Origin of the sequence: Limimaricola sp. G21655-S1, from assembly GCF_027213785.1 — a bacterium.
GTDB lineage: Bacteria > Pseudomonadota > Alphaproteobacteria > Rhodobacterales > Rhodobacteraceae > Limimaricola.
On record NZ_JAPWGO010000004.1, the window covers coordinates 187940 to 214092 of the forward strand.

Consider the following 26153-nt stretch of genomic DNA (forward strand, 5'->3'; position numbering starts at 1 on the left):
ACCACAGGACCTCCCATGACCCCCTCCCGCATCGGCGCCGTGCTCGGCCCCACCAATACCGGCAAGACGCATTACGCGATCGAACGGATGCTGGCCTATCGCACCGGCATCATCGGCCTGCCGCTGCGGCTGCTCGCACGCGAGGTCTATGACCGGATCGTCAAGGCGCGCGGCCCCTCGGTGGTGGCGCTGGTGACGGGCGAGGAGCGGATCGTGCCGCCGCGCGCCGCCTATTGGGTCTGCACCGTCGAGGCGATGCCCGAGATGGATGCCGATTTCCTCGCCGTGGACGAGATCCAGCTCTGCGCCGACCCCGAGCGTGGCCATGTCTTCACCGACCGGCTGCTGCGCGCCCGTGGCCGCTACGAGACGTTGTTTCTCGGCTCCGAAACCATGGCGCCCGCGATCCGCAGCCTCGTGCCGGAAGCCGAGACCATGCGCCGCGACCGGCTCTCGACGCTCAGCTATGCGGGTTCGAAGAAGCTCAGCCGGATGCCCGAACGCTCCGCCATCGTCGGTTTCTCGGTCGATAGCGTCTATGCGATCGCCGAGTTGATCCGCCGCCAGAAGGGCGGGGCCGCCGTGGTGATGGGGGCGCTCTCGCCGCGGACCCGCAATGCGCAGGTCGAGATGTATCAGAACGGCGATGTCGACTATCTCGTCGCCACCGACGCGATCGGGATGGGGCTCAATCTCGATATCGGCCATGTCGCCTTTTCGTCGCTGATCAAGTTCGACGGCCACAAGATGCGCCATCTCGCCCCCGACGAGCTGGCGCAGATCGCCGGTCGGGCCGGGCGGCACCGCACCAATGGCAGCTTCGGCGTCACTGGCGAGGCGCCGCCGCTCGAGGACGAGGTGATCGAGGCGATCGAGAACCACCAGTTCCGGCCCGTCACCCGCCTGTTCTGGCGCAATTCCGATCTGCAATTCGGCTCGCTGAAGCGGCTGATCCAGACGCTCGAGCAACGCACCAACAACCCTTGGTTGGGCCGGGTGCGCGAAAGCGACGATCTCGCGGCGCTGAAATCGCTCGCGGCCGACCCGCTGATCCAGAGCCGCGCGCATGACGGGGCCTCGGTGCGGCTGCTGTGGGATGTCTGCCGGCTCCCGGATTTCCGCGGCATCGGCCGAGGCGAGCATGCGGAGATGGTTGGGCAGATTTTCGCGCATCTGCAGGATCGCGGCCGCATTCCCGACGACTGGTTCGCCAAGCGTATCCAGCGCATCGACCGAACCGACGGCGATATCGATGCGCTGTCGAAACGGCTGGCCTATATCCGCACATGGACCTATGTGGCCCAGCGCCGCGGCTGGGTCGGGGATGAAAGCCATTGGCGCGAGATCACGCGCGGAGTAGAAGATCGCCTGTCGGATGCGCTGCATGGCGCGCTGACTCAAAGATTCGTGGATCGGCGGACCAGCGTTCTGGCCCGGCGGCTCAAGCAGAAGGAGGTCATGGTGGCCGAAGTGACAGACAACGGCGACGTGACGGTCGAGGGCGAATTCGTCGGACGGCTGGAAGGATTCCGGTTCCGCGCCGACAAGGCGGGCGGCCCGGACGAGGCGAAGACCCTGCGGCAGGCCGCGGACAAGGCGCTCGCGCCGCAGTTCCACCTGCGCGCGGACCGCTTCTACAACGCGCCCGACACCGAGATCGACGTGACCGAGCAGGGCGGCCTGATGTGGGGCTCTTCCGCCGTCGGCAAGCTGGTCTCCGGCGCCGATCCGTTCAAGCCGCAGGTCGTGGCCTATGTCGATGAGGAAGCCGGTCCCGAGATCACCGAGAAGGTGAAACGCCGGCTGCAGCATTTCATCGACCGCAAGATCGCCGCGACGCAGGAGCCGCTGCTGGCGCTGGGCGGTGACGAGACCCTGACCGGCCAGGCCAAGGGCTTTGCCTACCGCATGGTCGAGAATTTCGGCATCATTCCGCGCGGCGACGTCGCCGAAGAGGTGCGGGCGCTGGATCAGGAGGCGCGCGGCGCGCTCCGCAAGCACGGCATCCGCTTCGGCCAGTTCACCGTGTTCATGCCGGCGCTCCTGAAACCCGCGCCGACCCGCATCCGCCTCGTGCTCTGGGCCCTGTCGAAGAACCTGCAGGAGTTTCCCGAGACGCCGCCGCCGGGCCTTGTCACCGTGCCCGCCACGCGTGGCGCCGTGCCGGGCTACTACGCGATGGCGGGTTACCGCGCTGCCGGCGAGCGGGCGATCCGCATCGACATGCTGGAACGTCTCGCGGACATGCTGCGTGACCGCGACAGCAAGGGCGGCTTCGAGGCGGTGCCCGACATGCTCTCGATCACCGGCTTGTCGCTCGAGCAGTTCGCCGAGCTGATGACCGGGCTGGGTTACAAGGCCGAGAAGGGCGAGCGCCCCAAGGTCAAACCCGTCCGTGCCGCCACCCCCGAAGAGGTGCCGGGCGAAACCCCCGATACCACGCCGCCGGCACCCGAGGGGCCGGATGTTCCGGGCAATACGCCGCCCGAGGCGCCGGATCAGCCCGACGCGCCGGGCATCACCCCGCCCGACGCGCCCGAGCAGCCGGACCTGCCAAACGAGACGCCCGAAGCGCCGGATCGGCCGGACAATGCGCCGGCGAGCCCGACCGACGTGCCGGGGACCGAGCCGGACCTGCCGCCCTCCGAACTGCCGGGGCAATCGCCCGATCGCGGCCCGGCGCCGGCGCCCGACGAGATGCCCGACAGCGATCCGCCCGCGGGCATCCCGGCCGGCACGCCGACCGAGATCCCGCCCGGCACCATCGCCGTGGGCGAGACCGCACCGCAAGGCGCGGAGGAAGCCGCCGAAGCCGAAGCGGCGGAGATGGAGACCTTCTACACCTTCACCTGGGCCGGTCGCGGACAGCGCCGGGGCGGCGAGGGCGCGAAGGGCCGGCGGCAGGGCGGCAAGCCCGATCACGCCCGCAAGGATGGCGGTGCCCCGCGCGGCGCCAAGGGCAAGCCGAACGGTCGCGGCGAAGGCAAGGGCGACGGCAAGCGCCGCGGCCCCAAGCCGGAGCAGGGCGAGCGTCCGCGCAGCTTCTCCTCGCAGCCGCAGCGCGAGAAGAAGATCGACCCCGACAATCCCTTCGCCGCCGCGCTGGCGGGCTTCAAGCGCGATTGAGCCGGGGCGACGCCAACCCGGCCGAGGCGCGGCGCGATACGCTGCGCCTCGACAAGTGGCTCTGGCAGGCCCGGTTCTTCAAGACCCGGAGCCTCGCCGCCACGCTGGTTTCCAAGGGCCGGGTACGGGTCAATGGCCAGCCCGCCGCGCGCCCCTCGCGCGGTGTCGGCGCGGGCGACGTGCTGACCTTTCCGCAGGGCCACGCGATCCGGGTGATCCGGATTCTCGCGCTCGGCGAACGGCGCGGGCCCGCTCCCGAGGCGCGCATGCTCTACGACGATCTCGACCCGCCCGCCGCGCCGCAACCCGGAGACGACGGCAAGGAGGATGGGTCGGCGGCGCTTGAATGACCCTGCGGACTGTTCTAGCTAGGCCGCAACAAGCATCGAGGGCCCGCCAATGACCTACGTCGTCAAGGACAACTGCATCGCCTGCAAGTACACGGATTGCGTCGAGGTCTGCCCCGTCGACTGCTTCTACGAGGGCGAGAACATGCTCGTCATCCATCCCGACGAGTGTATCGATTGCGGCGTCTGCGAGCCCGAATGCCCGGCCGACGCGATCCGGCCCGACACCGAGCCAGACGTCGAGAAATGGGTCGAGTTCAACCGCAAATACTCCGAGATCTGGCCGGTAATCGTCACCAAGAAGGATCCCCTGCCCGGGGCCGAGGAAATGGACGGCAAGCCCGGCAAGATGGAGCTCTTCTCGGAGAAGCCCGGCGAGGGCGGCTGAGGCCGCTGCGCGGCGTCGAAACGGGCCCTGCGCGTCCCCGCTTCCGTCGGGGGCGTTTTTGTGGTATGTTGTTTCGGTAATGCTGCTGAAAACCTGATCCCACTTGGCCGTAACTGCCCCTGACGGACCCTTTCGGTTCGCCGGGTTCTTTGCGTGTCGTACTCACAGTGCGGATCTACAGGAAGGACATCATGAGCAAGAAGAAAAACGAATTCCGTCCCGATGATTTCGTGGTCTACCCCGCCCATGGCGTCGGCAAGATCGTCTCGATCGAGGAGCAGGAAGTGGCGGGCATGTCGCTCGAACTCTTCGTGATCTCCTTCGAGAAGGACAAGATGACTCTGCGCGTGCCGACTCACAAGGCCACCGAGGCCGGTCTGCGCTCGCTGTCGTCGCCCGACGTCGTGGCGCATGCTCTCAAGACCCTCAAGGGCAAGGCCAAGGTCAAGAAGGCGATGTGGTCGCGTCGGGCACAGGAATACGAGCAGAAGATTAATTCCGGCGATCTGATCGCCATCGCCGAGGTCGTCCGCGACCTGCACCGCGCCGACGACCAGCGCGAGCAGTCCTATTCCGAGCGTCAGCTCTACGAGGCCGCGCTCGAGCGGCTGATCCGCGAGATCGCGGCCGTTTCGGGCAACGACGAGACCGCCGCCGCCCGCGAGATCGACGGCGTGCTGGTGAACCGCGCCGCCGCCGCCTGATCGGGCTATATCGCGACGAGATAAGGGCCGCACCGAGAGGTGCGGCCCTTTCGTATGATGCCCATCACATCGGGTGTGCTCTGATCAGAAGGCGGAGCCGGCACGGGAGAGATCCACCCGTACCGCCGTGTCCGCCGCTCGAATCCGCTAGGCGGGATTCGCGATCAAAGCTTCTGCGGCAGCGCGCGCCAGCCGATGTCGCGGCGGCAGAACCCATCCGGCCAGTCGATCGCATCGACCATCCGGTAGGCCGCCTCGCGCGCCTGTGCGAGGGTCTCGCCACGCGCCGTGACGTTGAGCACACGCCCGCCATTGGCGGTGATGGCGCCGTTCCGCGCGGCCGTACCGGCGTGGAACACCATTTCCGACGAGTTTTCCTCAAGCGCGTCGAGGCCGTGGATTTCCGAGCCCTTCTCATAGCTGCCCGGATAGCCCTTGGCCGCCATCACCACGGTCAGCGCGTGATCCTCGGCCCATTGCGCCTCGACGCTGTCCAGCCGCCCCTCGGCACAGGCCTGGATCAGGTCGAGCGCCTGACCACCTAGCCGCATCATCAGCACCTGACATTCTGGGTCACCGAAGCGGACGTTGTACTCGACGAGGCGCGGCTCGCCATTGCGGATCATCAGCCCGGCATAGAGAACGCCGGAATAGGGCGTACCGCGCTTGGCCATTTCGCGCATCGTCGGACGGATGATCTCGTCGAGCGCCTTTCTAGCCACCGTTTCGTCGAGGATCGGCGCCGGGGAGTAGGCGCCCATGCCGCCGGTATTGGGTCCGGTATCACCATCGCCCACGCGCTTGTGGTCCTGCGCCGTGCCGATCGGCAGCACCGTCTCGCCATCCACCAGCACGAAATAGCTGGCTTCCTCGCCCTCCATGAACTCCTCGATCACCACCTCGGAGCCTGCCGCGCCGAACTCGCCGCCGAACATGTGCTCGAGCGCGGAGACCGCCATGTCGCGCTCGGTCGCCACGACGACGCCTTTGCCGGCGGCCAGCCCGTCGGCCTTGATGACGATCGGCATCGGCTGCTTGGCAAGGTAGGCGCGGGCCGATTCGAGGTCCGAGAAATGCGCGTATCGGGCGGTCGGCGCATGGGCGGCGTCGCAGATCGCCTTGGTGAAGCTCTTGGAGCTTTCGAGCCGAGCCGCCGCGGCGGAGGGGCCGAACACCTTCAGCCCGGCCGCGCGACAGGCATCCGCCACGCCCGCGGCCAAGGGCGCCTCGGGGCCGATGATGACGAGATCGACGGCGTTCTCCGTGGCGAAGCCCGCCACCGCGTCGCCGTCGAAGATGTCGATATCGGCGCATTCGGCGATCTGCGCGATCCCGGCATTACCCGGCGCCACGATCAGCCGGTCGCATTTGGGGTTTTGCAGCACCGCCCAGGCGATGGAATGTTCGCGCCCGCCGGACCCGAGGATGAGAATGTTCATGTCGCGTCTCCTGCGCCGCTTGCCATCGGGGCCGCTTCTATGCGCGACCTGCCCCTTGGGCAATCATGTGGCCGATCGGTAACGATACCGGGAGCCCGGTCTATCGAACATGGCCATATAAACAGGCCGCCGCATATAACGAGGAGAGGACAGGGCGGATTTCCTATGCGATTCAGTAATTTCATTGCGGCAGCGGCCGTCGTCGCGGCGCTCGCCGTGCCTGCGGCCTCCGCCGACCATGCCTCCCTCTCCGAGATATTCATGCAGTTTCCGCCGGCCGAGCGTCGCGCGATGCAGGAGGAACTGGCGCGCGCCGGGTTCTACGACGGCAATCTGAACGCGAGCTGGGGCGCCGAATTCGCGGTCGGGCTGTTCGGCGCCGCTGACTTCCTGTTCGCCACGACGCGCGGCCAGGTCAAGCCGGACATGAGCTCGGCCGAGGGGATCGAGAACTTCATGGGGGACCTCGCCGACAGGGCCTATTCCGAGTGGCTCGAAGAGGTGGAAGCGGACAGCCGCGACGAGGCCGAGCCGGGGTTCTAGCCCCGTTGCCCCGCGCGCCGCTCTGGTGCAGACAGAGCCCATGGACCTGTTCGAAGACGACGCTCCCGAGGCGGGCGACAACGCGCATGAGTTCACCGTTTCCGAGATTTCGGGCGCGGTGAAGAAGACCATCGAGGGCGAGTTCGGCCATGTCCGGGTGCGCGGCGAGGTGGGCCGCGTCACCGTGGCGCGCACCGGCCACATGTATTTCGATCTCAAGGATGACCGCTCGGTTCTGGCCGCGGTCAGCTGGAAGGGGCAGGTCGCCAAGCTCAGCCATCGTCCCGAGGAGGGGATGGAGGTCATCGCCACCGGCCGCATGACCACCTTCGGCCCGCAATCGCGTTACCAGCTCAACGTCGAGGAGGTGGTCCCGGCGGGTGCCGGCGCGCTCATGGCAATGCTGGAAAAGCGGCGCCAGGCGCTGGCCGCCGAGGGGCTGTTCGATGCCGCGCGCAAGCGGCCGCTGCCCTATCTGCCCGAGATCATCGGCGTCGTCACCTCGCCGACGGGAGCGGTGATCCGCGACATCCTGCATCGGCTGCGCGACCGGTTTCCGCGCAAGGTGCTGGTCTGGCCCGTGGCGGTGCAGGGGAAATCCTCGGCCGCCGAGGTGGCCGCCGCGATCCGCGGCTTCAATGCCATGTCGCCGGGCGGCGCGCTGCCGCGTCCCGATCTCCTGATCGTGGCGCGTGGCGGCGGCTCGATCGAGGACCTGTGGGGCTTCAACGAGGAGATAGTGGTCCGTGCCGCGGCCGATAGCGCGATCCCGCTGATCTCGGCGGTCGGCCACGAGACCGACACCACGCTGATCGATCACGCCTCCGACCGTCGCGCGCCCACCCCCACGGCGGCAGCCGAGATCGCGGTGCCGGTGCGGGCCGAGTTGCAGGCGGTGCTGGCACAGTTCGGCGCACGGCTGGGGCAATGCACGCATGCGGGCCTCGATCGGCGCGCAGAACGATTGCGCGACCTGTCACGGGCTCTGCCGCGCCCCGAGGCGCTACTGATGGCACCGGCGCAGCGGCTCGACGCGCTCGAGACCCGGCTGCCCGGGGCGCTGCGCGCCGCCATCGCGAAGAAACGGATCGAGCTGTCGGACCACCCGCTGCGCCCCGGCCTCGTCACCCGCGCCGTCGAGCGCGGCCGCGATCGGCTGGAGGCGGCCGCCGGACGGCTGCCGGGGGCGCATCGTGCCGGGCTGGCGCAAAAGCGGCTGCGGCTCGAAGGGCTGCGGCTCAACCCGGCGGCGCTCGACGCGGCGCTCCGCCGCGAGCGGCGGGAGTTCGAGCGTCTCGCGGCGCGTCTGCGGCCCGACCTCGTCACCACCCGCCTCGAGCGCCGGCGCGAGCGTCTTGCAGCGCTCGAGCGGCTGCGCGTCACGCTGGGCTACGAGGCGACGCTGGCGCGTGGCTATGCGGTGGTGCGCGGCGACGGCCATGTCGTCACCGACCTGTCCGGCGCGCAGGCGGCCACGGTGCTGGAGATCGAGTTCCGCGACGGGCGGCTGCAGGTCGGGCAGGGAGCGAAGCCCAAGCGCGGCACCAAGCCAGCGACGCCACCCGAGCAGGGCACTCTGCTCTAGACGCCGACCTCCGGCTGGCACGACAGCGGGGCCTCGCTGTCCTGGGTCTCGTAAAGCTGCGGCATGTCCGGGTCGTTGATGAACTCGGCGCTGAGCCGTCCGTCCCGGTCGTAGAAGCGCCAGCATTCCGGACCGGTGCCGTCCTCATAGGCGAAGCAGATCGCACCCGCATTGGGGTACCATTCACCGTCGAGGCAGCGCCCGTCGAGAAAGGACCACGTCACCTGCCGGTCGGGCCCATAGCGTTCCATGCCATAGGGAGCGCCGCCGCTCTGGTAGGTCAGGGTCCGGCCCTGCACCCGGGCGGCGAATTCCTCGGGGCTCAGCGGTTCGGCCTCCTGCGCCCGCAAAGGCAGGGCGGCGAGGCTCATCAGGGCGATCAGGCGAAGCGACGTCATGCGTTCAGGCTCGCATCCAGCCGCCCGCGCCGCCAGCCATTTTGCAGAGGCTGCGCGCCATTCCGCCATGTACGGGTCCATTGTTGGAAGTCACTGCCGGACTGGGGGGTAGGACTGCCGATCGGGCCGCCATGCCTTCCACCACCATGGTACTGCCCCGAATCCATGGGCATGCCTCCCTTTCCAAGATGATCCGCAATGGTTAGGTGGAGAAGGTATTCTCAAGGACAGCAGGACCGGGCCGCGCATGTCGTTTTTCGGAAAACTCAAAGACCGGCTCTTCACCTCATCCTCCAAGCTGGATCGCGGGCTCGAGGAGATCGTCGGGGAGGGCGATGACACCGCCGAGGCGCCGCGGCCCGCCGAGACCGATCGCGCCGCGCCTCCGCCGGAACCTGTGCCCGAAACGGCTCCCGAGGCCGCGCCGCGCCCGGAGCCCAGCGCCCCCGCTGGCCCGCGCCCGGCGACCCCGGATGCGGAACCGCCCGTCGCGCCGCCGGTGACACCGGGCATGCCCGCCGCACCGGTGACGCCACCCGCACCGCCCGTGCGCGAGGAACCCGCTCGCGAAGCCGCGCCGCAGCCCGGGCCGGCTCCGGAACCGGCGGCGCAGAAGCCGGGTCTTCTGGGACGTCTCTTCGGCAAGGGAGGGGAGACCACCGCGCCGCGCCGCGAGCTCGACGACGGGATGCTGGAGCGGCTCGAGGAACTGCTGATCCAATCCGACATGGGTGTCGAGACGGCGCTGCGCGTCACCGCCAACATCGCAGAGGGCCGGATGGGCCGGAAGCTCTCGGTGCCCGAGATCAAGGATCTGCTCGCGGGCGAGATCTCCCGCATCATGGAGCCAGTGGCCCGTCCGATGCCGCTCTACCCCAAGAAGCCGCAGGTTGTGCTGGTGGTCGGCGTCAACGGCTCGGGCAAGACCACGACGATCGGCAAGCTGGCCAGCCAGTTCCGCGAGGCCGGGAAGTCCGTGGTGATTGCGGCCGGCGACACCTTCCGCGCCGCTGCCGTCGAGCAGCTTCAGATCTGGGGCGATCGCGCCGGCGTGCCGGTGATGACGGCACCGCAGGGGACCGACCCGGCGAGCCTTGCCTTCGATGCAATGACCAAGGCTCAGGCCGATGGTGCCGACCTGCTGTTGATCGATACTGCCGGGCGGCTGCAGAACCGTCAGGACCTGATGGAAGAACTGTCGAAGATCGTGCGGGTGATCCGCAAGAAGGATCCCGACGCGCCGCACAACACGCTCCTCGTGCTCGACGCGACGACCGGGCAGAACGCGCTGAGCCAGGTCGAGATCTTCCGCAACATCGCGGATGTGTCCGGCCTCGTGATGACCAAGCTCGACGGCACGGCGCGCGGCGGCGTACTGGTGGCGCTGGCGGACCGCTTCGGCCTGCCGATCCATGCCATCGGCGTGGGCGAGCAGATCGATGATCTCGCGCCGTTCGACCCCGAGGAATTCGCGCGCGCGCTCACCGGCGCGGAGGGCGAACTGGCCTAGTCGTGCCAGCCGAGCAGCCGCTCGACCTCGCGCAGCAGCATCAGGACGATCACCACCATGATCGAGGCCATCGCGGCGAGCGGGATCTGACCGGCGCCGCAGCCCAGCCCCACCGCCCCCGCGAGCCAGAGCGAGGCACCGGTGGTGATGTTGCGCACTTCGCCCTTGGCAGTGAAGATGATCCCGGCGGCGAGGAAGGCCACGCCGGAGGTCACCGCCTCGATCAGTCGCAGCGGATCGATCCGCTTGTCATCGGTGCCGCCGAAATCGAGCTGCGTGACCTCCTGCCCGAGCATCACGAACAGCGCGGCGGCCAGCCCGACCAGGATATGGGTGCGCAGGCCCGCGGGTTTGCCGCGCCATTCGCGCTCGATCCCGATGATCCCGCTCAGGATGATCGCGGCCATCAGGCGCATCGCCGCCACCCAAGGCCCTGTTGCCCGGAACCCGGTGGCGAGATCGGTCTGCAGCGCCTCGAACATGGATCGTAACCTCCTGCCTCATCCTGCAGGTAAACCGGAAATCACCGGCACGTGTTCCCATGCGTCCGCTGCACTGGTCGAACCGCGCATGGATGCGTATGTACGGCACCGCAAGCGGCGCGGGGCATGCGCGGAACAGGGGGAACGAGATGGCGCAACGCAAGATCAGCCCGTGGCTCAAGCAGGTTCTGGAGTTGGGCCCGACCTTGGCTTTCTTCCTCGTCTATCTGCGGATCAAGGATGACAGCTTCCTGATCGCCGGCACCGAGTATTCGGGTTTCATCCTCGCGACGCTGATCTTCATTCCGATCCTGCTGGTCGCGATGGGGGCGCTCTGGGCGCTGACCGGCGCGCTGAGCCGGATGCAGGTCTTTACCGCCTTCATGGTGATCTTCTTCGGCGGGCTCACCGCCTGGTTCAACGATGAGCGGTTTTTCATGATGAAGACCACCATCGTCTACGGGCTTTTCGCGGCGATCCTCGCTACCGGGCTGGCATTGGGCCGCAGCTGGCTCGAATGGGTGATGGGCGAGGCGCTGCCGATGCGGCACGAAGGCTGGATGCTGCTGACGCGGCGGCTCATCGCGATGTTCGCGGCGCTCGCCGTGGCCAACGAGATCGTCTGGCGCACCCAACCCGAGGAACTCTGGGTCAAGATCGAGACCTTCGCCTTCCCGGCGGCACTGTTCCTTTTCCTGTGGCTGCAGATCGCGTCGCTGCAGCGCTACATGATCGAGCCCGAGAAGTAGCCGCGACCGCGGGTTTTGCGTATTTTTGGAACAGAGTTGCCGCCGGGTGCCGAGAGGACCCGGCGGCATCGCGTTTAGCGGCCGCCGAACATGTGCTTTTGCTGGTCGCGATCGGCCCTGGCCTGACGCTTGTCGAGATGCAGCGCGACGCCGCGCGCGGTCGCGGGCCGGGCCTCCAGCGCGTCGAGCCAACGATTCATATGCGGGAAGTTCTCGATGTCCTGGTCCTGGCGCTGCCAGAGTCGGGCCCATGGAAAGATCGCCATGTCGGCGATGGTGAAGTCGGGACCGGCAACGTGTTCGTCTTGGGCGAGTTGCCGGTCGAGCACGCCGTAGAGCCGCGCCACCTCGGACCTGTAGCGATCCTTGGCGTAGGGGATGTCCTGCGGCGGCGTCATGTCCGGTGCATAGCGCAGGAAATGATGCGCCTGTCCGGCCATCGGGCCCAAGCCCCCCATCTGCCACATCAGCCACTGGTCCACGGCGATGCGCTCGCGCTCGGTCCTGCCGCAGAAGCGCCCGGTCTTTCGCGCGAGATACTGCAGGATCGCGCCGCTTTCGAAGATCGAGATCGGCGCGCCGTCGGGCCCATCGGGGTCGGTGATCGCGGGCATGCGGCCATTGGGCGAGAGCGCGAGGAACTCGGGGCGGCGCTGGTCGCCCGCGCCGATATCGACCAGATGCACCCTGTAGGGCAGGTCCATCTCTTCGAGCGCGATGGAGACCTTCCAGCCGTTTGGCGTGGGCCAGTAATGCAGATCGATCGGGGCGGGCATGGGCGGTCCTCTGGCTGCGTCGCGCGAAGGGTTGCCGCATGGTGCGGCTTATGCAAGCGGGGCGGTGCGCTTGACCGTAGCGGGGCCGGGGGCTATCGCCACGTCAGACAGCGGCGCCGGGCCGGGCCGCGGCCCCGCGCCGTGCCAGCCCCCGCCCGGAACAACTGGGCCCGGAGGCCATGACATGACCCAATATCGCAAGCGCACCCGCGCCGTTCACGCCGGCACCCGCCGCAGCCAGTACGGCGAGGTGAGCGAGGCGATCTACATGACGCAGGGCTTCGTCTACGACAGCGCCGAGGCCGCCGAGCAACGTTTCGTGAAGATCGAGGGCGACGAGTTCATCTACGCCCGATACGGCAACCCCACCGTGGCGATGTTCGAGGAGCGGCTCGCGAGCCTCGAAGGCGCCGAGGCGGGCTTTGCCTGTGCCTCCGGCATGGCAGCGGTGAACGGCGCGCTGACCTCCATGTTGCGTGCCGGTGACCACGTCGTGTCGAGCCGGGCGCTGTTCGGCTCCTGCCTCTATATCCTCGAGGAAATCCTGCCGCGCTACGGCGTCGAGGTGAGCTTCGTCGATGGCAAGAACATCGACGAGTGGAAGTCCGCGATCCGCGCCGACACCAAGGCGGTCTTCTTCGAAAGCGTCTCGAACCCGGCGCTCGAGGTGGTCGATATCGCCGCCGTGGCCGAGCTTGCCCACGCGGTGGGGGCCAAGGTGATCTGCGACAACGTCTTCGCCACCCCGGTCTTCTCCGATGCGATCGCACAGGGCGCCGACGTGGTCGTCTATTCCGCCACCAAGCATATCGACGGGCAGGGAAGGGCGCTCGGCGGCGTGATCCTCGGCACCGAGGAGCACATCCGCGGCGCGGTCGAGCCCTACATGAAGCACACTGGCGGCTCGCTCTCGCCGTTCAGCGCCTGGTTGATGCTCAAGGGGCTTGAAACTATCGAACTCCGTGTCAAGGCTCAGGCCGAGAGCGCGATACGAATTGCCGAGGCGCTGTCGCAAGAAAGCAAGCTGACCAAGGTTCTCTATCCTGGGTTGCCGGCGCACCCGCAGCACGACCTCGCTATGCGGCAGATGGGTGCCGGGGGCACGGTGGTGGTGTTCGACGCGGGCAGCCGTGACGCCGCGTTCAAGCTCTTGAACGCGCTCGACATCGTGATCATCTCTAATAACTTGGGTGATGCGAAGTCGATCGCCACGCATCCCGCCTCGACGACGCATCAGCGGCTGCCGGAGGCCCAGAAGAGCGCGCTCGGCATCACGCCCGGGTTGATCCGGCTTTCGGTCGGACTCGAAGATGCCGAAGATCTGATCGCCGATTTGCGCCAGGCGATCGGAATGCTTTAATTTTGTTCGAACCATGTCGAAAGAGGGTTGACGGAAAGGCCATGCAACCCCTCACTAACGGTATAGAAACCTATACTTAAGTGCCGCGTCGCCGGAGGAATTTGTATCGTGACCCAAGCCACACGTGATCTGCATCGCCCGGCGGCGCCCGCCAATCCCGACGCCCCCGGCCGTGACGACGCGGCGGCGGCACTGCGGCTGCTGCGTGCCTGGGCGGCTCAGGCCAGCCCCGAAGAGGTGGCGACGCTCGATCCGCTGGTCGGTCGTCTGCTGCCGGGCCAGGAACTGTCGAACTACCCGGCGCTGGCCCGTGCCTATCCCGAGGATTTCGTCGTGGACGAAGCCTACCGGGAGATGCTGCCCGACCTGCAGAACGGGCCGGCCAGCCTGATCCGCGGCGCGGCGCGGCCGATCCAGCATGTCGGCATCTCGAACTTCCGCCTGCCGATCAAGTTCCACACCCGTGACGGCGGCGACATCGCGCTCGAGGCGAGCGTGACCGGCACGGTGAGCCTCGAGGCCGAGAAGAAGGGCATCAACATGTCGCGCATCATGCGGTCCTTCTACCGCCATGCCGACAAGACCTTCTCCTTCGAGGTGATCGAGGCGGCTCTGGCCGATTACATCGCCGATCTCAAGAGCTTCGACGCGCGGATCCAGATGCGCGTGCGCTTCCCGATGCTGCGCCCTTCGCTGCGCTCGGGGCTTTCGGGCTACCAGTATTACGACCTGACGCTGGAGCTGATCGAGCAGGCCGGCGTCGCCAAGCGGATCGTGCATCTCGACTACGTCTATTCCTCGACCTGCCCCTGTTCGCTGGAACTGTCTGAGCATGCGCGCCAATTCCGCGGCCAGCTTGCGACGCCGCATTCGCAGCGCTCGGTCGCGCGGCTTTCGGTGGTGGTCAATCCGGGTCCGGTCCTGTGGTTCGAGGATCTGGTCGAGATGGCCCGCGCCGCGGTGCCGACCGAGACCCAGGTGATGGTCAAGCGCGAGGACGAGCAGGCTTTTGCCGAACTCAACGCCGCCAATCCGATCTTCGTCGAGGACGCGGCCCGGCTCTTCGCCGAACAGCTCCTGGCCGATGAGCGCGTAGGCGATTTCCGGGTCATGGCGAGCCACCAGGAAAGCCTGCACAGCCATGACGCGGTGAGCCTGCTGACCGAGGGGCCGACCTTCGCGCAGGAGAGCCTCGACCCGCAGCTCTTTGCCAGCCTGCTGCACGCAGGCTGATCCGGGCAGGGCGGGCGCGGCGCTCTTGCCACGCCTGCCGACGGTATTTTCCCTTCGCTTGACAGGGCGAAGGGGCTAAGCCAACGCTCCGACATGATCGACCTGCGCCCCGTCGGATACGTGAACGGCCTTCTTCTGTCGGTGCTCGGCCTGACCATGCTGGGCCCGATGCTGGCCGATATCGCCGCCGGCAATGGCCACTGGCCGGTCTTTCTCGAAAGCGCGGTGCTGACGCTTCTGACAGGCGTGCTGATGGCGCTGTCGTGCCAGAACGGGGTGAAGCCGCGGCTCACGCTGCGGCAGACCTTCCTGATCACCTCCTCGGTGTGGATCACGCTGCCCAGCTTCGGCGCGCTGCCCTTCATCCTCGGCGTCACCGACAGCAGCATCACCGATGCGGTGTTCGAGGCGATGTCCGGCATCACCACCACCGGTGGAACCGTGCTGGTCGGGCTCGACGACCTGCCGCGCGGGCTCTTGCTGTGGCGCGGCATCCTGCAATGGCTGGGCGGCATCGGCATCATCGTCGTCGCAATGGTGTTTCTGCCCGAGCTCAAGGTCGGCGGCATGCAGGTGTTCCGCTCCGAGGCTTTCGAGACCATGGGGAAGATCCTGCCCCGTGCCGCCGAGATCGCGAGCGGTATCTCGGTGATCTATGTCGGCATGACCTTGGCTTGCATGCTGGCCTATATCACCACCGGGATGGACCCCTTCGACGCGGCGGTGCACGCGATGACCACCATCGCCACCGGCGGTTTCGCCAATTCCGACGCCTCCTTCGCCGCCTACGGGGCCGGGGTGCAGTATGTCGGTGCGGCCTTCATGTTCCTCGCGGCGCTGCCCTTCGTTCGCTACGTCCAACTCGCCGCGGGGCAGGCGCGGCCCCTGCTGCGCGACGCCCAGGTGCGCGACTTCTTCCTGGTGATCCTCGTCTGCGTGCTGCTGATCTCGCTGTCGCTCGCGGATTACAGCCAGGGCTTCACCGAGCAGGCCTTCCGCGAGGCGCTGTTCAACGTGATCTCGATCATGTCCGGCACCGGCTATGCCAGCGCCGACTACATGACCTGGGGTCCGTTCCCGGTGGCGATGTTCTTCTTCATCGGGCTGATCGGCGGTTGCGCCGGATCGACCGCCTGCTCGGTCAAGATCTTCCGCTACCAGATCCTCTTCGCTTCGATCTCGGCCCAGATCCGCAAGATCCACCAGCCGCACGGGATCTTCACTCCGCGCTATGACGGTCGGCCGGTCCCGCCCGATGCGCTGTCCTCGGTGATGTCGTTCTTCGTCGTGTTCATCGTCTCGATCGGCATCACCTCGGTGCTGCTGTCGCTGACCGGTCTCGATTTCATCACCAGCGTGTCGGGGGCGGCGACGTCGATTGCCAATGTCGGTCCCGGCCTCGGGCCGATCATCGGACCTGCCGGCAATTTCGAGCCGCTGCCCGACGCGGCGAAATGGATCCTCACCATCGCCATGTTCATCGGCAGGCTGGAGCTTCTGGTGGTGTTGGTCGTGGTCACGAGGGAGTTCTGGCGCTCATGAACAGGTCCGGTGCAGAAGGTCGCCCGCTGGGGGTGGAGATCGCGGCGGCGCTGGCAGATCGCGGCGTCGAGGTGGTGTTCGGCATCCCCGGCGTCCACAATCAGGAGATCTATCGCGGCCTCGACACCGCCGGGCTGCGCCACGTTCTGGCCCGGCACGAGCAGGGCGCGGGTTTCATGGCCGACGGCTATGCCCGCGCCACCGGCCGCCCCGGCGTGGCCTGCGTGATCTCCGGGCCCGGCCTGTGCAACCTGATGACGCCCTTGGGCCAGAGCTGGTCCGACAGCGTCGCGGTCCTCGCGATCTCCTCCTGCCTGCCGAATGGCGGTCCGCCCGACCACCGGCTGCACGAGATGCGCGACCAGCGTGGTGCCGCGGCGGCGGTGACGGCCTGGTCCGAAGAGGCGCGCGACGCCGAGCACGCCTATGCGCTGCTCGATCGCGCCTTCGCCGGCTTTGCCGAGCGGCGCCCGCGTCCGGTCCACCTGCAACTGCCGATTCCGCTGCTCGAGGCCGGGGCGCCGCCGGCACCGCCGCCGGTCCAGCCGACGCCACCCCGCGCCCCCGATCCCGGATTGGTGAGGCGGGCCGCGCGGATCCTTGGCGAGGCGCGGCGACCGCTGCTGATCCTGGGCGGCGGTGCCGCCGGTGCCGCCACCGAGGCGCGGGCCCTGGTTGCGCGGCTTGGCGCAGCGAGTTTCGTCAGCATTGCCGGGCGCGGCGTCATCGCCCCGGGCGACCCGTTGCATTACGGCAGTTTTCTAGCGCGCCCCGGCAGCGCCCGCGAGATCGGCCGGGCCGATGCCGTGCTAATCGTGGGCTGTGCCCTGTCGGAAACCGACCTGTGGTGCGAAGCGCCGGGCTTCGATCCGGCGGCGCGAGTGATCCGCCTCGACCTCGACCCGGCGATTCTGGCCGCCGATCGGCGCTCCGAATTGCGGCTGGCGGGTGACGCGACCGCGGGGCTGGCGGCGCTGCACGAGGCGCTGGGGCCGGGTGCCCCGATTGGAGAATGGCAGCCCGACCGGGTCGATGCCGCGCGGCGCCGCTGGTTCGCCGAGATCGACGGCGAGCGTCCCGGCCTGTTGCCGGTGATCGACGCGCTGCGCGCGGCGTTGCCCTGCGAGGCGATGGTGTTCTCGGACATGACCCAGCTGGCCTACGCGGCGGTCGAGGCCTGGCCCGCGCCTGTGCCGAGGCTGTGGCATCACCCCTCGGGCTTCGGCACTCTGGGCTACGCGCTGCCCGCCGCGATCGGCGCAGCGGTGGGCCGTCCCGATCTGCCGGTCATGGCGCTGGCCGGGGATTACGGGCTGCAATACACGATCCCCGAGCTTGGGACGGCGGTCGAGCTTGGGCTGCCTTTGCCGATCGTGGTCTGGGACAATGGCCAGCTGGGCGAGATCGAGGCCAGCATGCGGGCCGCGCAGATCGCGCCGAATGCGGTGCATCAACGCAACCCGGATTTCTGCGCCCTGGCCCGCGCCTGGGGGGCGCTGTCAGAAGCGCCCGAAAGCCTCGATGAAATCGGCCCGGCGCTTGAGCGTGCGTTCCGGGCCGATGGGCCGACCCTGATCCGGCTCACGCCGGATCTGGTCTGAGGCTCACTCCCAGCAGCTCACCAGAGCCGTCATTTCGCCCGCGCGCCGGGCCACCGCCTGAACCGTGTCCTCGACCCGCGCCTCGCTGCGCTTGGCCTCGATCCCGGCGGCATCGAGCGCGGCGAGCAGCGTCTCGCTCTCCAGCACCAGCGCCACGCCGTCGGGCAACACCCGGTCCTCCTGCCGATCGCCCGGCAGCAAGAGCCCCAGCACCGCGCCGCCCATGTCGAGCACCGGCCCGCCTACATCGCCGGGCTGGGTTTTCAACTCAAGCCGCTTGAGATCTTCTTCGCCGCCTGGCCCCCTGATATCGGCCAGCCGTCCGAAGGTGGCCGTCGCGAGAGACAGCGCCCCACCATAGGGAAAGCCCGCCACCGCCACCTTGTCGCCGATCCGTGGCACCCCGGTCTGGAAGGTGGCGATGCCGCGCGGCGCCAGCGGCGCGGCAGGACGCAGGAGCGCCAGCCCGGAGGCCGCATCTGCCATCTCGACCGAGGCGCCGCGCAGCCCGTCGATCGCCACGTCGCCGCAGCCCGCCACCGCTTCGGCTGCGGTCGCCACGGTGCCGGCCTCGTCGACGAAGATGCCGGCCCGCTCGCGCAGCGGCCGGCGCAGCTCCAGCCCGGCCACGAGGTCGATCGACTGCGCCTCGTCGGCGGGCACCGCGGCCGGCTCCAACACGCCGGGGCGCGCCGCGAAGCTGGCCTGCATCCGCGACAGCAGCCGCTGGCGACGGCCTTCGTCACCGGCGGGCCAGATCAGTGCGAAGCCCTTGATCGCGCCGTCGATCACCGCGGCTTCGACATGGGTGACGCGGTTTGCGTCCGCGCCTTCGATCACGAAGCTTCGCGCGTCGAGGCCGCGCGGGCCCTCCGGGGGCACGATTTCCAGCGTCTGCATGATTTCGTAAAGCCCGGCGAGCCGTTTGGCGCCGCCGGGTTGCGAGATCAGCAATACCTGCGCGTCCAGATCGCCGGTCGCGTCGTAATGCACGAAGGGTGGCCGCACCTCGCCGCGTGCGACCAGCGCGGTCGGCATCTCCACCGCGATCCCGGCCTGATCGTCGCTCACCAGTTCCAGCCCAAGCCCGTCGAGCACGGCCTCGTAGGCGTCGATCAGCGCCGCACGCTGGGTCGAGCTGAGCACACCGGTCGCCTCGAAGCCGTTCTGCCGCTGCCATTCGGCCATCGCGGCGCGCGTGCCCGCCCCGAAGGCACCGTCGATGGCCGCGTCATAGACGCCAGCCCAGCGCAGGGCGACCTGCAACTGCTCGCGCGCGGCGCGGTCGAGCCGCGCTTCCGAGGCACGGGCTTCGGCCAAGGTCTCGCGCGGCGCGGCGGGGAGTTCGGAAGGCGCGGGGGCGGCGGTCGCCTCGGTTTCGGGCGCAGCCGCGCTGTCCGGTGCGGTCGCGGCAGATGCGCGACCGGGCGCATCGCCGCGCGCGCCTACCGGCCAGAAGCGCGAGCGATATTGCGTGCCATCGGCCACGAAGGCATCGCCCGGGATCGCGCCCGCGGCCTTCAGCTCGCCCAGGAGCCGGCGCGCCTCGGCCGGATCGTAAGGGCCCAGCGCGATGCCGTACCAGCCCGAGCCCAGCGCGTAGCCCGACACCGCGTCGAACCGCCCGGCATAGGCGCGGGCGCGGGCCTCGGCCTGGCTCAGCGTCGGTCGCGCCTCGACCTGCAGCCAGACGCCGCCATCCTGGGCCCAGCCGGGGCCGGAGAAGAAGCCGGTGGCGAGTAGGGCTGCAAGCAGTCGTTTCATGTGAATCGCGCGTCCCGTTTTGCTGGATCTGGCCGAAGAGCATAGCACCGCCCTCGGGGTGGGCCATGCCAAAGCGCCGCAGTGGCCCCGCCTGTTGCGCCGCGGCGCCATGATTGACCCTCTGAGCGGCGCGCCGTAAGCAGGCCCGCGATCCGTGACCCGGCGAGAGGCCCCCAGATGACCGATGCTCCCCGTTCCTTCCAGGAGATCATCCTGCGGCTCCAGTCCTACTGGGCGACCAAGGGCTGCGCCGTGCTGCAGCCCTATGACATGGAGGTGGGGGCGGGCACCTTCCACCCGGCGACGACACTGCGCGCGCTGGGCGCGAACCCCTGGGCCGCGGCCTATGTGCAACCCTCGCGCCGCCCGACCGACGGGCGCTATGGCGAGAACCCGAACCGGCTGCAGCACTACTACCAGTATCAGGTCATCATCAAACCCTCGCCCAAGGATCTGCAGGATCTCTATCTCGGGTCGCTGCGCGCGATCGGCATCGACACTTCTCTGCACGACATCCGCTTCGTCGAGGACGATTGGGAAAGCCCGACGCTGGGCGCATGGGGCTTGGGCTGGGAAGTCTGGTGCGACGGCATGGAAGTGTCGCAGTTCACCTATTTCCAGCAGGTGGGCGGCCATGACTGTCGTCCGGTCTCTGGCGAGCTGACCTACGGGCTGGAGCGTCTGGCGATGTATGTGCTCGGCGTCGACCACGTCATGGAGATGCCGTTCAACGACCCCGACGCGCCGATCGCGCTGAGCTATGGCGACGTGTTCCGCCAGACCGAGGAAGAGTATTCCCGCCACAACTTCGACACCGCGACCACCGAGATGCTGCTGCGGCATTTCGAGGATGCCGAGGCCGAATGCGCGAAGATCCTGAGCCAGCCGGCCGAGGATCCGCGCACCGGCAAGCGCATCGTCATGGCGCACCCCGCCTATGACCAGGCGATCAAGGCCAGCCACCTGTTCAACCTGCTCGACGCGCGCGGCGTGATCTCGGTGACCGAACGGCAGGCCTATATCGGGCGCGTGCGGGCGCTGGCCAAGGCCTGCGCCGACGCCTTCGTCACCACCGAGGCGGGCGGCGCCACCGCATGATCACCCGCATCGTCATCTCGGCGCTCTTGGCCTTCGCGCTCCTGTCGGGCGTGTTGATGTGGTACCTGCAGGTCTATGCCTATTACGAGGAGCTGACGCCCGCGCAGGTGGGCGAGGTCGTGGTGCTCGACGACCGGGCCGCACCGGTGCGCGTCGCGGTCTCCGACCTGCGCGCGATCGACAGCGACAGCTCGCCGATCCGCTTCCGCGCCTGCATGCGGATCGAGGATGCCGCGCCTTTCGAGCACGCCATCGAGCATGAGAACGCCGAGCCCTTGGTCGCGCCCGGCTGGTTCGACTGCTTCGACGCGCGCGAGGTGGGCGAGGCGCTCGAGAGCGGGCAGGCCCGCGCCTATGCCTGGAAACTCAACGAGCCCTACGGCATCGACCGGATTCTCGTCGTGATGCCGGACGGGCGCGGCCTCGCCTGGAACCAGATCAACCTTTGCGGCGAAACCGTCTTCGACGGCGACCCGGCTCCCGCCGGCTGCCCGACCCCACCCGAAGGGACCTATTGATGCCCGACCTGCTGATCGAACTGTTTTCCGAGGAAATCCCGGCCCGCATGCAGGCGCGTGCCGCCGAGGATCTGAAGCGCATGGTGACGGATGGCCTCGTCGAGGCGGGCCTCACCTACGCCTCCGCCGGGGCCTTCCATACGCCGCGCCGTCTCGCGCTCTCGGTCGAGGGGCTCTCGGAGGCGAGCCGCGACACCGTCGAGGAGCGCAAGGGCCCGCGCAACGACGCGCCGGAAAAGGCACTGGAGGGGTTCCTGCGCTCCACCGGGTTGACCAAGGAACAGCTCGAGATCCGCGACGAGAAGAAGGGTCAGGCCTATTTCGCGAAGATCACCCACAAGGGGCGCCCGGCCGAAGAAATCGTGGCCGAGGTGCTGGAGGGCGCGATCCGCAACTTCCCCTGGCCGAAATCGATGCGCTGGGGTGCGGGCGACCTGCGCTGGGTCCGGCCGCTGCACTCGATCCTGTGCCTGCTGTCGGACGAGCAGGGCGCGCGGGTGGTGCCGATGCAGATCGACGGGATCGCGGCCGGTGACGTCACGCGCGGCCACCGTTTCATGGGGCCGGACGAATTCACGGTCAGCTCCTTCGAGGATTACGAGGCCAAGCTGAAGCGCGGCTGCGTGCTGCTGCGCGCCGAGGAACGGGCCGAGACGATCTGGTCCGAGGCTTCCAGCCAGGCCTTTGCGCAGGGGCTCGAACTGGTCGAGGATCGCGGGCTTCTGGACGAGGTCGCGGGTCTCGTGGAATGGCCCGTGGTGCTGATGGGCGAGATCGGCGACGAGTTCCTCGATTTGCCGCCGGAAGTGCTGCAGACCTCGATGAAGGAGCACCAGAAGTTCTTTTCGGTGCGCGATCCGAAATCGGGCAAGATCACCCGCTTCGTCACCGTCGCCAATATCGAGACGCGCGATCACGGCGCCACCATCCTCGCCGGCAACGGCAAGGTGCTCGCCGCGCGTCTTTCGGATGCCAAGTTCTTCTGGGAGAACGACCTGCGCGTGGTGAAGGAGGGCGGCCTCGAAGCGATGGGCGAGGGGCTGTCCAACGTGACCTTCCACAACCGCCTCGGCTCGCAATCCGACCGGGTTGCCCGTATCGCGGCGCTGGCGCGCGAGATCGCGCCGCAGGTCTCGGCCGAGGCCGACGAGGCCGAGCGGGCAGCGAAGGTGGCCAAGGCCGATCTGCGCTCCGAGATGGTGGGCGAATTCCCCGAGCTTCAGGGTCTGATGGGACGCTACTACGCCGAGGCGCAGGGGCTTTCACCGGCGATCGCTGCCGCCGCGCAGGAGCACTACCAGCCGCTCGGCCCCTCCGACGCCGTGCCTTCCGCGCCGGTCTCGGTCGCCGTGGCATTGGCCGACAAGCTCGACACGCTGGCGGGCTTCTGGGCGATCGACGAGAAGCCCACCGGCTCCAAGGACCCCTTCGCGCTGCGCCGCGCCGCGCTGGGCGTGATCCGTCTGGTCCTGTCGAACGGGCTGCGGCTGTCACTAGTGCAAGCAATTAAAGATCATTTGAAAGTTCTCGCCGAACACATCGACAATGCGCCGCATGTGCACGATGTGCCCGATTTCGAGCTTGAATCCTATTATGATGAGCGCCCATGGCTTAGAAAAGTCGGAAATTTCGTTTCCGGCTTGGGTGATATCGGTGAGGGCCACAGCGCCGTAGAGGGATGGGATGAACTTCTTGAGGAAGCCGACGATCTCCTCTCCTTCTTCCACGACCGCCTCAAGGTGCATCTGCGCGCCGAGGGCATCCCGCATGATGTCATCGACGCCTGCATCGCCATGCCCGGCAATGACGACCTGACGCTGCTGGTCGCGCGGGCCGAGGCGCTGGCGGGGTTCCTCAAGACCGAAGATGGCGAGAACCTGACCCAGGGCTTCAAGCGCGCCAACAACATCCTGACCCAGGCCGAGGAGAAGGACGGGGTCGAGTATTCCTTTGGCGCCGATGCGAAATTCGCCGAAGCCTCCGAGGAAAAGGCGCTCTTTGCCGCGCTCGACGGGGCGCAGCCGAAGATCGATGCCGCGATGGCTTCCGAGGACTTCGCCAGTGCCATGGCCGCGATGGCGAGCCTGCGGGCGCCGATCGACGCCTTCTTCGAAGCGGTGCAGGTGAACACCGAGAATCAGGTGCTGCGACGCAACCGGCTGAACCTGCTGTCGCGGATTCGCACGACCTGCGGATCGGTGGCGGATCTGTCGAAGATCGAGGGCTGATCGTCTGATACGAAGGCCGTGCTTGGCGGAAGGCCTTGCACGGCCTATCTTGCGGCTATCAAGGAGTGCCGCAGTGCAGCAATTTCCGCGCGACCCGAAGATCCTGCTGATCACCCCCGAGGCCGACATGTCGGCCGCGCGCCATGGCGGCCGCGCGAAATGCCTGCAAAGGCTGGTGCGGATGGACCTGCCGCTGCCGACCACGGTGGCGCTGTCCTTCTCCTGCGTGCACGCCATCGCCAATGGCCGGATGCCGGACATGGACGAGATCATGCGCCATTTCGGCGAGGCGCCGCTCCTGTCGGTGCGGCCGTCGAGCCAGGATCCCGACTGGGGCGGACCGGGCGCGATCCTCAATATCGGCATGAACGACAGCCGCCATGCCCGGATGTGCGACGAGTTGGGGGAAGAGGCGGCGACCTCGCTCTACCTGCGCTTTATCCAGAGCTGGGCCGTTCATGTCGCGCGGCTCGATCCCGACAGCTTCGACATTCCCGACCATCCCGGCCCGGATGCGCTGCAGGCGATGCTCGCCGCCTACGAGGTCGAGGCCGACGAGCCGTTCCCCCAGGATCCGAGCGTACAGCTTTGCGAAGTCCTGCGCTCCATGGCCCGCGCCTGGGAGGGAACCACGGCGCGGCTGCTGCGTCAGGCCAAGGGTGCGCCCGCAGATGCCGGGCTCGGCCTCGTGGTGCAGCAGATGGCGCTTGGCGTGGGGCAGGGGGAATGCGGCTCGGGCGTGATCCAGTTCGTCGACAGTCTCACCGGCCTGCCGCAGGTCACCGGGCGCTACCTGAGCCAGAGCCAGGGGCGCGACGCGCTCAAGGCCGGGGCGGGGGCGATCTACCTCACCCGCGACGATCGCGGCCCCTCCTTCGAGGAGCTGTGCCCCGACGCCTTCGCGCGGCTCCTGCGCATGGGCGATCTGTGCCGCGAGCGGCTGCGCGAGGAAATGCAGATCGAGTTCACGCTGCAGGAAGGAAAGCTGCATGTGCTCGACGCCGTGCGGGTGCAGCGTTCCTCGCGTGCGAGCGTGCGGATCGCCGTTGCCTTGGCGGAGGACGGGATGATCCCGCGTGAGGAGGCGGTGCTGCGGGTCGAGCCGCAGGCGCTTTCCGAGTTGCTGCACCGCCATGTCGACCCTTCGGCGCCGCGCGACCTGATCGTCTCGGGCATCGCGGCCTCGCCGGGTGCGGCCACGGGACGGATCGTCTTCTCGGCCAGCGCGGCGCAGGCCTCGGCGGCGCGCGGCGAGCCATGCATCCTTGTGCGGCGCGAAACCACGCCCGAGGACATTCGCGGCATGCATGCGGCCGAAGGCGTGCTGACGATCCGCGGCGGCATTACCAGCCACGCGGCGGTGATCGGACGCGGCCTCGGCCTGCCCTGCGTGGTGGGCGCTTCGGATCTCACCATCGACCGCAAGAAACGGCAGGTGATCGCGCCGGGCGGGCGCCGGCTGTCGGAGGGTGAGATCATCACCCTCGACGGCACCTCGGGCGAGGTGCTGGCGGGCGAGCCCGCCATGTTCGAGGCGGTGCTGGACGGCGCTTTCCGCAGGCTGCTCGATTGGGCCGACGATTTCCGCGACATCGGCGTGCGCGCCAATGCCGACACACCGGCCGACGCCCAGACCGCCCGCAATTTCCAGGCGCAGGGCATCGGGCTGTGCCGCACCGAGCACATGTTCTTCGAGGAAGGGCGCATCGGAATGATGCGCGAGATGATCTTTGCCAAGGACGAGGCGGCGCGCCGGACCGTGCTGGAGCGACTTCTGCCGATGCAGCGCGCCGATTTCGCGCGGCTGTTCGAGATCATGCAGGGCCAGCCGGTCTGCATCCGCCTGTTCGACCCGCCTTTGCACGAGTTCCTGCCCTCGGATCGGGCCGGGCTACGCGATCTGGCGGACGGGCTCGCGGTGTCGCTGTCGGATGTCGAGGCGCGGGTCTCGGCGCTCACCGAGTACAATCCGATGCTCGGCATGCGGGGCGTGCGCCTCGGCATCACCGTGCCCGAGATCTACGAGATGCAGGCCCGCGCCATTTTCGAGGCCACCGTGCAGGCCAGCCGCGATGGGGATCCTGTCGTGCCCGAGGTGATGATCCCGCTCGTATCGGCGATGCGCGAGGTCGAGCTGGTCAAGGCGCGGATCGATGCGGTCGCGGCGCAGGTGCGCACCCAGTCCGGCATCGAGTTCGATTACCGGCTCGGGGTGATGGTCGAGACGCCGCGCGCCGCGCTGCGCGCCGCCGACATCGCCCAGCACGCGGCCTTCCTCTCCTTCGGCACCAACGATCTCACGCAGATGACCTACGGGCTGTCGCGCGACGACGCGGGACGCTTCATGTCGATCTACGTCAAGAACGGGGTCTACGAAGAGGACCCGTTCCATAGCCTCGATCTCGAAGGGGTGGGGGAGCTGCTCAAGATCGGTGCCGAACGCGGTCGCGCCGGACGGCCCGACGTGACCCTGTCGATCTGCGGGGAGCATGGCGGATCGCGCAGCGCCATCGAGTTTTGTCGCAAACAGGGCTTTGATTACGTGTCCTGTTCGCCATTCCGGGTGCCGGTGGCGCGCCTCAGCGCGGCACAGCTGGCACTGCGCGAACGGCTCGATATCGACGAAAAAGTCACGGTCGGACGTTTTTTCTGAAAAAATGGCGACTTTTCGCTTGCCATTTTGGCAGAGATTCGCCGGTTCCATCAGGGTTCCTGACCTTAAGGTAGACACCCCGTCCTCGATCCCATAGGTCCCCCCTGCC

At 68.1% G+C, this 26153-nt stretch carries 21 protein-coding genes; 16 read left to right on the plus strand and 5 right to left on the minus strand.

Annotation, left to right across the window (positions count from 1 at the left end; genetic code table 11):
- Positions 1-15: 15 nt before the first annotated feature.
- From O4G76_RS06475 to O4G76_RS06490, 4 genes are all read left to right on the plus strand, one after another.
- Entirely contained in the window at positions 16-3126 is a 3111-nt protein-coding gene (locus tag O4G76_RS06475) for a helicase-related protein (RefSeq protein ID WP_269396549.1), read from the plus strand.
- Positions 3123-3476, plus strand: a complete 354-nt coding sequence (locus tag O4G76_RS06480) for an RNA-binding S4 domain-containing protein (protein ID WP_269396550.1) — start codon at positions 3123-3125, stop codon at positions 3474-3476. The genes O4G76_RS06475 and O4G76_RS06480 overlap by 4 nt, the downstream gene beginning before the upstream one ends.
- Before the next feature lie 49 nt (positions 3477-3525).
- The gene (fdxA, locus tag O4G76_RS06485) at positions 3526-3861 is read left to right on the plus strand and encodes a ferredoxin FdxA (protein ID WP_085894564.1); all 336 of its coding nucleotides are present in this window, start codon (positions 3526-3528) and stop codon (positions 3859-3861) included.
- A 191-nt stretch (positions 3862-4052) separates the two neighbouring features.
- Positions 4053-4565 carry a CarD family transcriptional regulator gene (locus tag O4G76_RS06490; protein ID WP_017927150.1) on the plus strand — a complete coding sequence of 171 codons (513 nt, stop codon included), beginning with the start codon at positions 4053-4055 and terminating at the stop codon, positions 4563-4565.
- Between the two features lie 164 nt (positions 4566-4729).
- Here the strand turns inward: O4G76_RS06490 and purD are convergent, their stop codons facing one another.
- The gene (gene purD, locus O4G76_RS06495) at positions 4730-6004 is read right to left on the minus strand and encodes a phosphoribosylamine--glycine ligase (RefSeq protein WP_269396551.1); all 1275 of its coding nucleotides are present in this window, start codon (positions 6002-6004) and stop codon (positions 4730-4732) included.
- Between the two features lie 165 nt (positions 6005-6169).
- On the opposite strand from purD, the gene O4G76_RS06500 reads away from it, so the two are divergent.
- Together O4G76_RS06500 and xseA are read left to right on the plus strand one after the other, a co-directional pair.
- A complete protein-coding gene (locus O4G76_RS06500) occupies positions 6170-6547 on the plus strand; it encodes a hypothetical protein (RefSeq protein ID WP_269396552.1) in 378 nt (125 codons plus the stop codon).
- Between the two features lie 40 nt (positions 6548-6587).
- Complete coding sequence (gene xseA, locus O4G76_RS06505; protein ID WP_269396553.1) at positions 6588-8132, plus strand: exodeoxyribonuclease VII large subunit; 1545 nt, start codon at positions 6588-6590, stop codon at positions 8130-8132.
- On the opposite strand, the gene O4G76_RS06510 is transcribed toward xseA, so the two are convergent.
- Positions 8129-8530 (minus strand): hypothetical protein, encoded by a 402-nt coding sequence (locus O4G76_RS06510; RefSeq protein WP_269396554.1) that lies wholly within the window; start codon positions 8528-8530, stop codon positions 8129-8131. The genes xseA and O4G76_RS06510 overlap by 4 nt on opposite strands.
- Before the next feature lie 247 nt (positions 8531-8777).
- Here O4G76_RS06510 and ftsY point away from each other — a divergent pair, with 247 nt between their 5' ends.
- Positions 8778-10040 carry a signal recognition particle-docking protein FtsY gene (gene ftsY, locus O4G76_RS06515; RefSeq protein ID WP_269396555.1) on the plus strand — a complete coding sequence of 421 codons (1263 nt, stop codon included), beginning with the start codon at positions 8778-8780 and terminating at the stop codon, positions 10038-10040.
- Here ftsY and O4G76_RS06520 read toward each other — a convergent pair.
- Positions 10037-10522 carry an MgtC/SapB family protein gene (locus O4G76_RS06520; RefSeq protein WP_269396556.1) on the minus strand — a complete coding sequence of 162 codons (486 nt, stop codon included), beginning with the start codon at positions 10520-10522 and terminating at the stop codon, positions 10037-10039. The genes ftsY and O4G76_RS06520 overlap by 4 nt on opposite strands.
- Positions 10523-10671: 149 nt before the next feature.
- Here O4G76_RS06520 and O4G76_RS06525 point away from each other — a divergent pair, with 149 nt between their 5' ends.
- Positions 10672-11271 carry an inner membrane-spanning protein YciB gene (locus O4G76_RS06525; RefSeq protein ID WP_269396557.1) on the plus strand — a complete coding sequence of 200 codons (600 nt, stop codon included), beginning with the start codon at positions 10672-10674 and terminating at the stop codon, positions 11269-11271.
- 74 nt (positions 11272-11345) lie between these two features.
- Here the strand turns inward: O4G76_RS06525 and O4G76_RS06530 are convergent, their stop codons facing one another.
- Positions 11346-12047, minus strand: a complete 702-nt coding sequence (locus tag O4G76_RS06530; RefSeq protein WP_269396558.1) for a glutathione S-transferase N-terminal domain-containing protein — start codon at positions 12045-12047, stop codon at positions 11346-11348.
- A 184-nt stretch (positions 12048-12231) separates the two neighbouring features.
- Between O4G76_RS06530 and metZ the strand changes: the two genes are divergently transcribed.
- From metZ to O4G76_RS06550, 4 genes are all read left to right on the plus strand, one after another.
- Positions 12232-13407 (plus strand): O-succinylhomoserine sulfhydrylase, encoded by a 1176-nt coding sequence (gene metZ, locus O4G76_RS06535; protein WP_269396559.1) that lies wholly within the window; start codon positions 12232-12234, stop codon positions 13405-13407.
- 129 nt (positions 13408-13536) lie between these two features.
- Entirely contained in the window at positions 13537-14640 is a 1104-nt protein-coding gene (gene folE2 / locus O4G76_RS06540; protein WP_269396605.1) for a GTP cyclohydrolase FolE2, read from the plus strand.
- A gap of 93 nt (positions 14641-14733) precedes the next feature.
- The gene (locus tag O4G76_RS06545) at positions 14734-16182 is read left to right on the plus strand and encodes a TrkH family potassium uptake protein (protein ID WP_269396560.1); all 1449 of its coding nucleotides are present in this window, start codon (positions 14734-14736) and stop codon (positions 16180-16182) included.
- Positions 16179-17783, plus strand: a complete 1605-nt coding sequence (locus tag O4G76_RS06550; RefSeq protein WP_269396561.1) for a thiamine pyrophosphate-binding protein — start codon at positions 16179-16181, stop codon at positions 17781-17783. The genes O4G76_RS06545 and O4G76_RS06550 overlap by 4 nt, the downstream gene beginning before the upstream one ends.
- 3 nt (positions 17784-17786) lie before the next feature.
- Here the strand turns inward: O4G76_RS06550 and O4G76_RS06555 are convergent, their stop codons facing one another.
- Complete coding sequence (locus O4G76_RS06555) at positions 17787-19547, minus strand: trypsin-like peptidase domain-containing protein (RefSeq protein ID WP_269396562.1); 1761 nt, start codon at positions 19545-19547, stop codon at positions 17787-17789.
- 177 nt (positions 19548-19724) lie between these two features.
- On the opposite strand from O4G76_RS06555, the gene O4G76_RS06560 reads away from it, so the two are divergent.
- From O4G76_RS06560 to O4G76_RS06575, 4 genes are all read left to right on the plus strand, one after another.
- Positions 19725-20645, plus strand: a complete 921-nt coding sequence (locus tag O4G76_RS06560) for a glycine--tRNA ligase subunit alpha (protein ID WP_269396563.1) — start codon at positions 19725-19727, stop codon at positions 20643-20645.
- On the plus strand, positions 20642-21163 hold the full coding sequence (locus O4G76_RS06565; RefSeq protein ID WP_085894577.1) for a DUF6446 family protein: 522 nt from the start codon (positions 20642-20644) through the stop codon (positions 21161-21163). Before O4G76_RS06560 ends, O4G76_RS06565 begins: the two co-directional genes overlap by 4 nt.
- Positions 21163-23391, plus strand: coding sequence for a glycine--tRNA ligase subunit beta (gene glyS / locus O4G76_RS06570; RefSeq protein WP_269396564.1), 2229 nt, complete (start codon positions 21163-21165; stop codon positions 23389-23391). Before O4G76_RS06565 ends, glyS begins: the two co-directional genes overlap by 1 nt.
- A gap of 127 nt (positions 23392-23518) precedes the next feature.
- Positions 23519-26044, plus strand: a complete 2526-nt coding sequence (locus O4G76_RS06575) for a putative PEP-binding protein (protein ID WP_269396606.1) — start codon at positions 23519-23521, stop codon at positions 26042-26044.
- Positions 26045-26153: the final 109 nt, after the last annotated feature.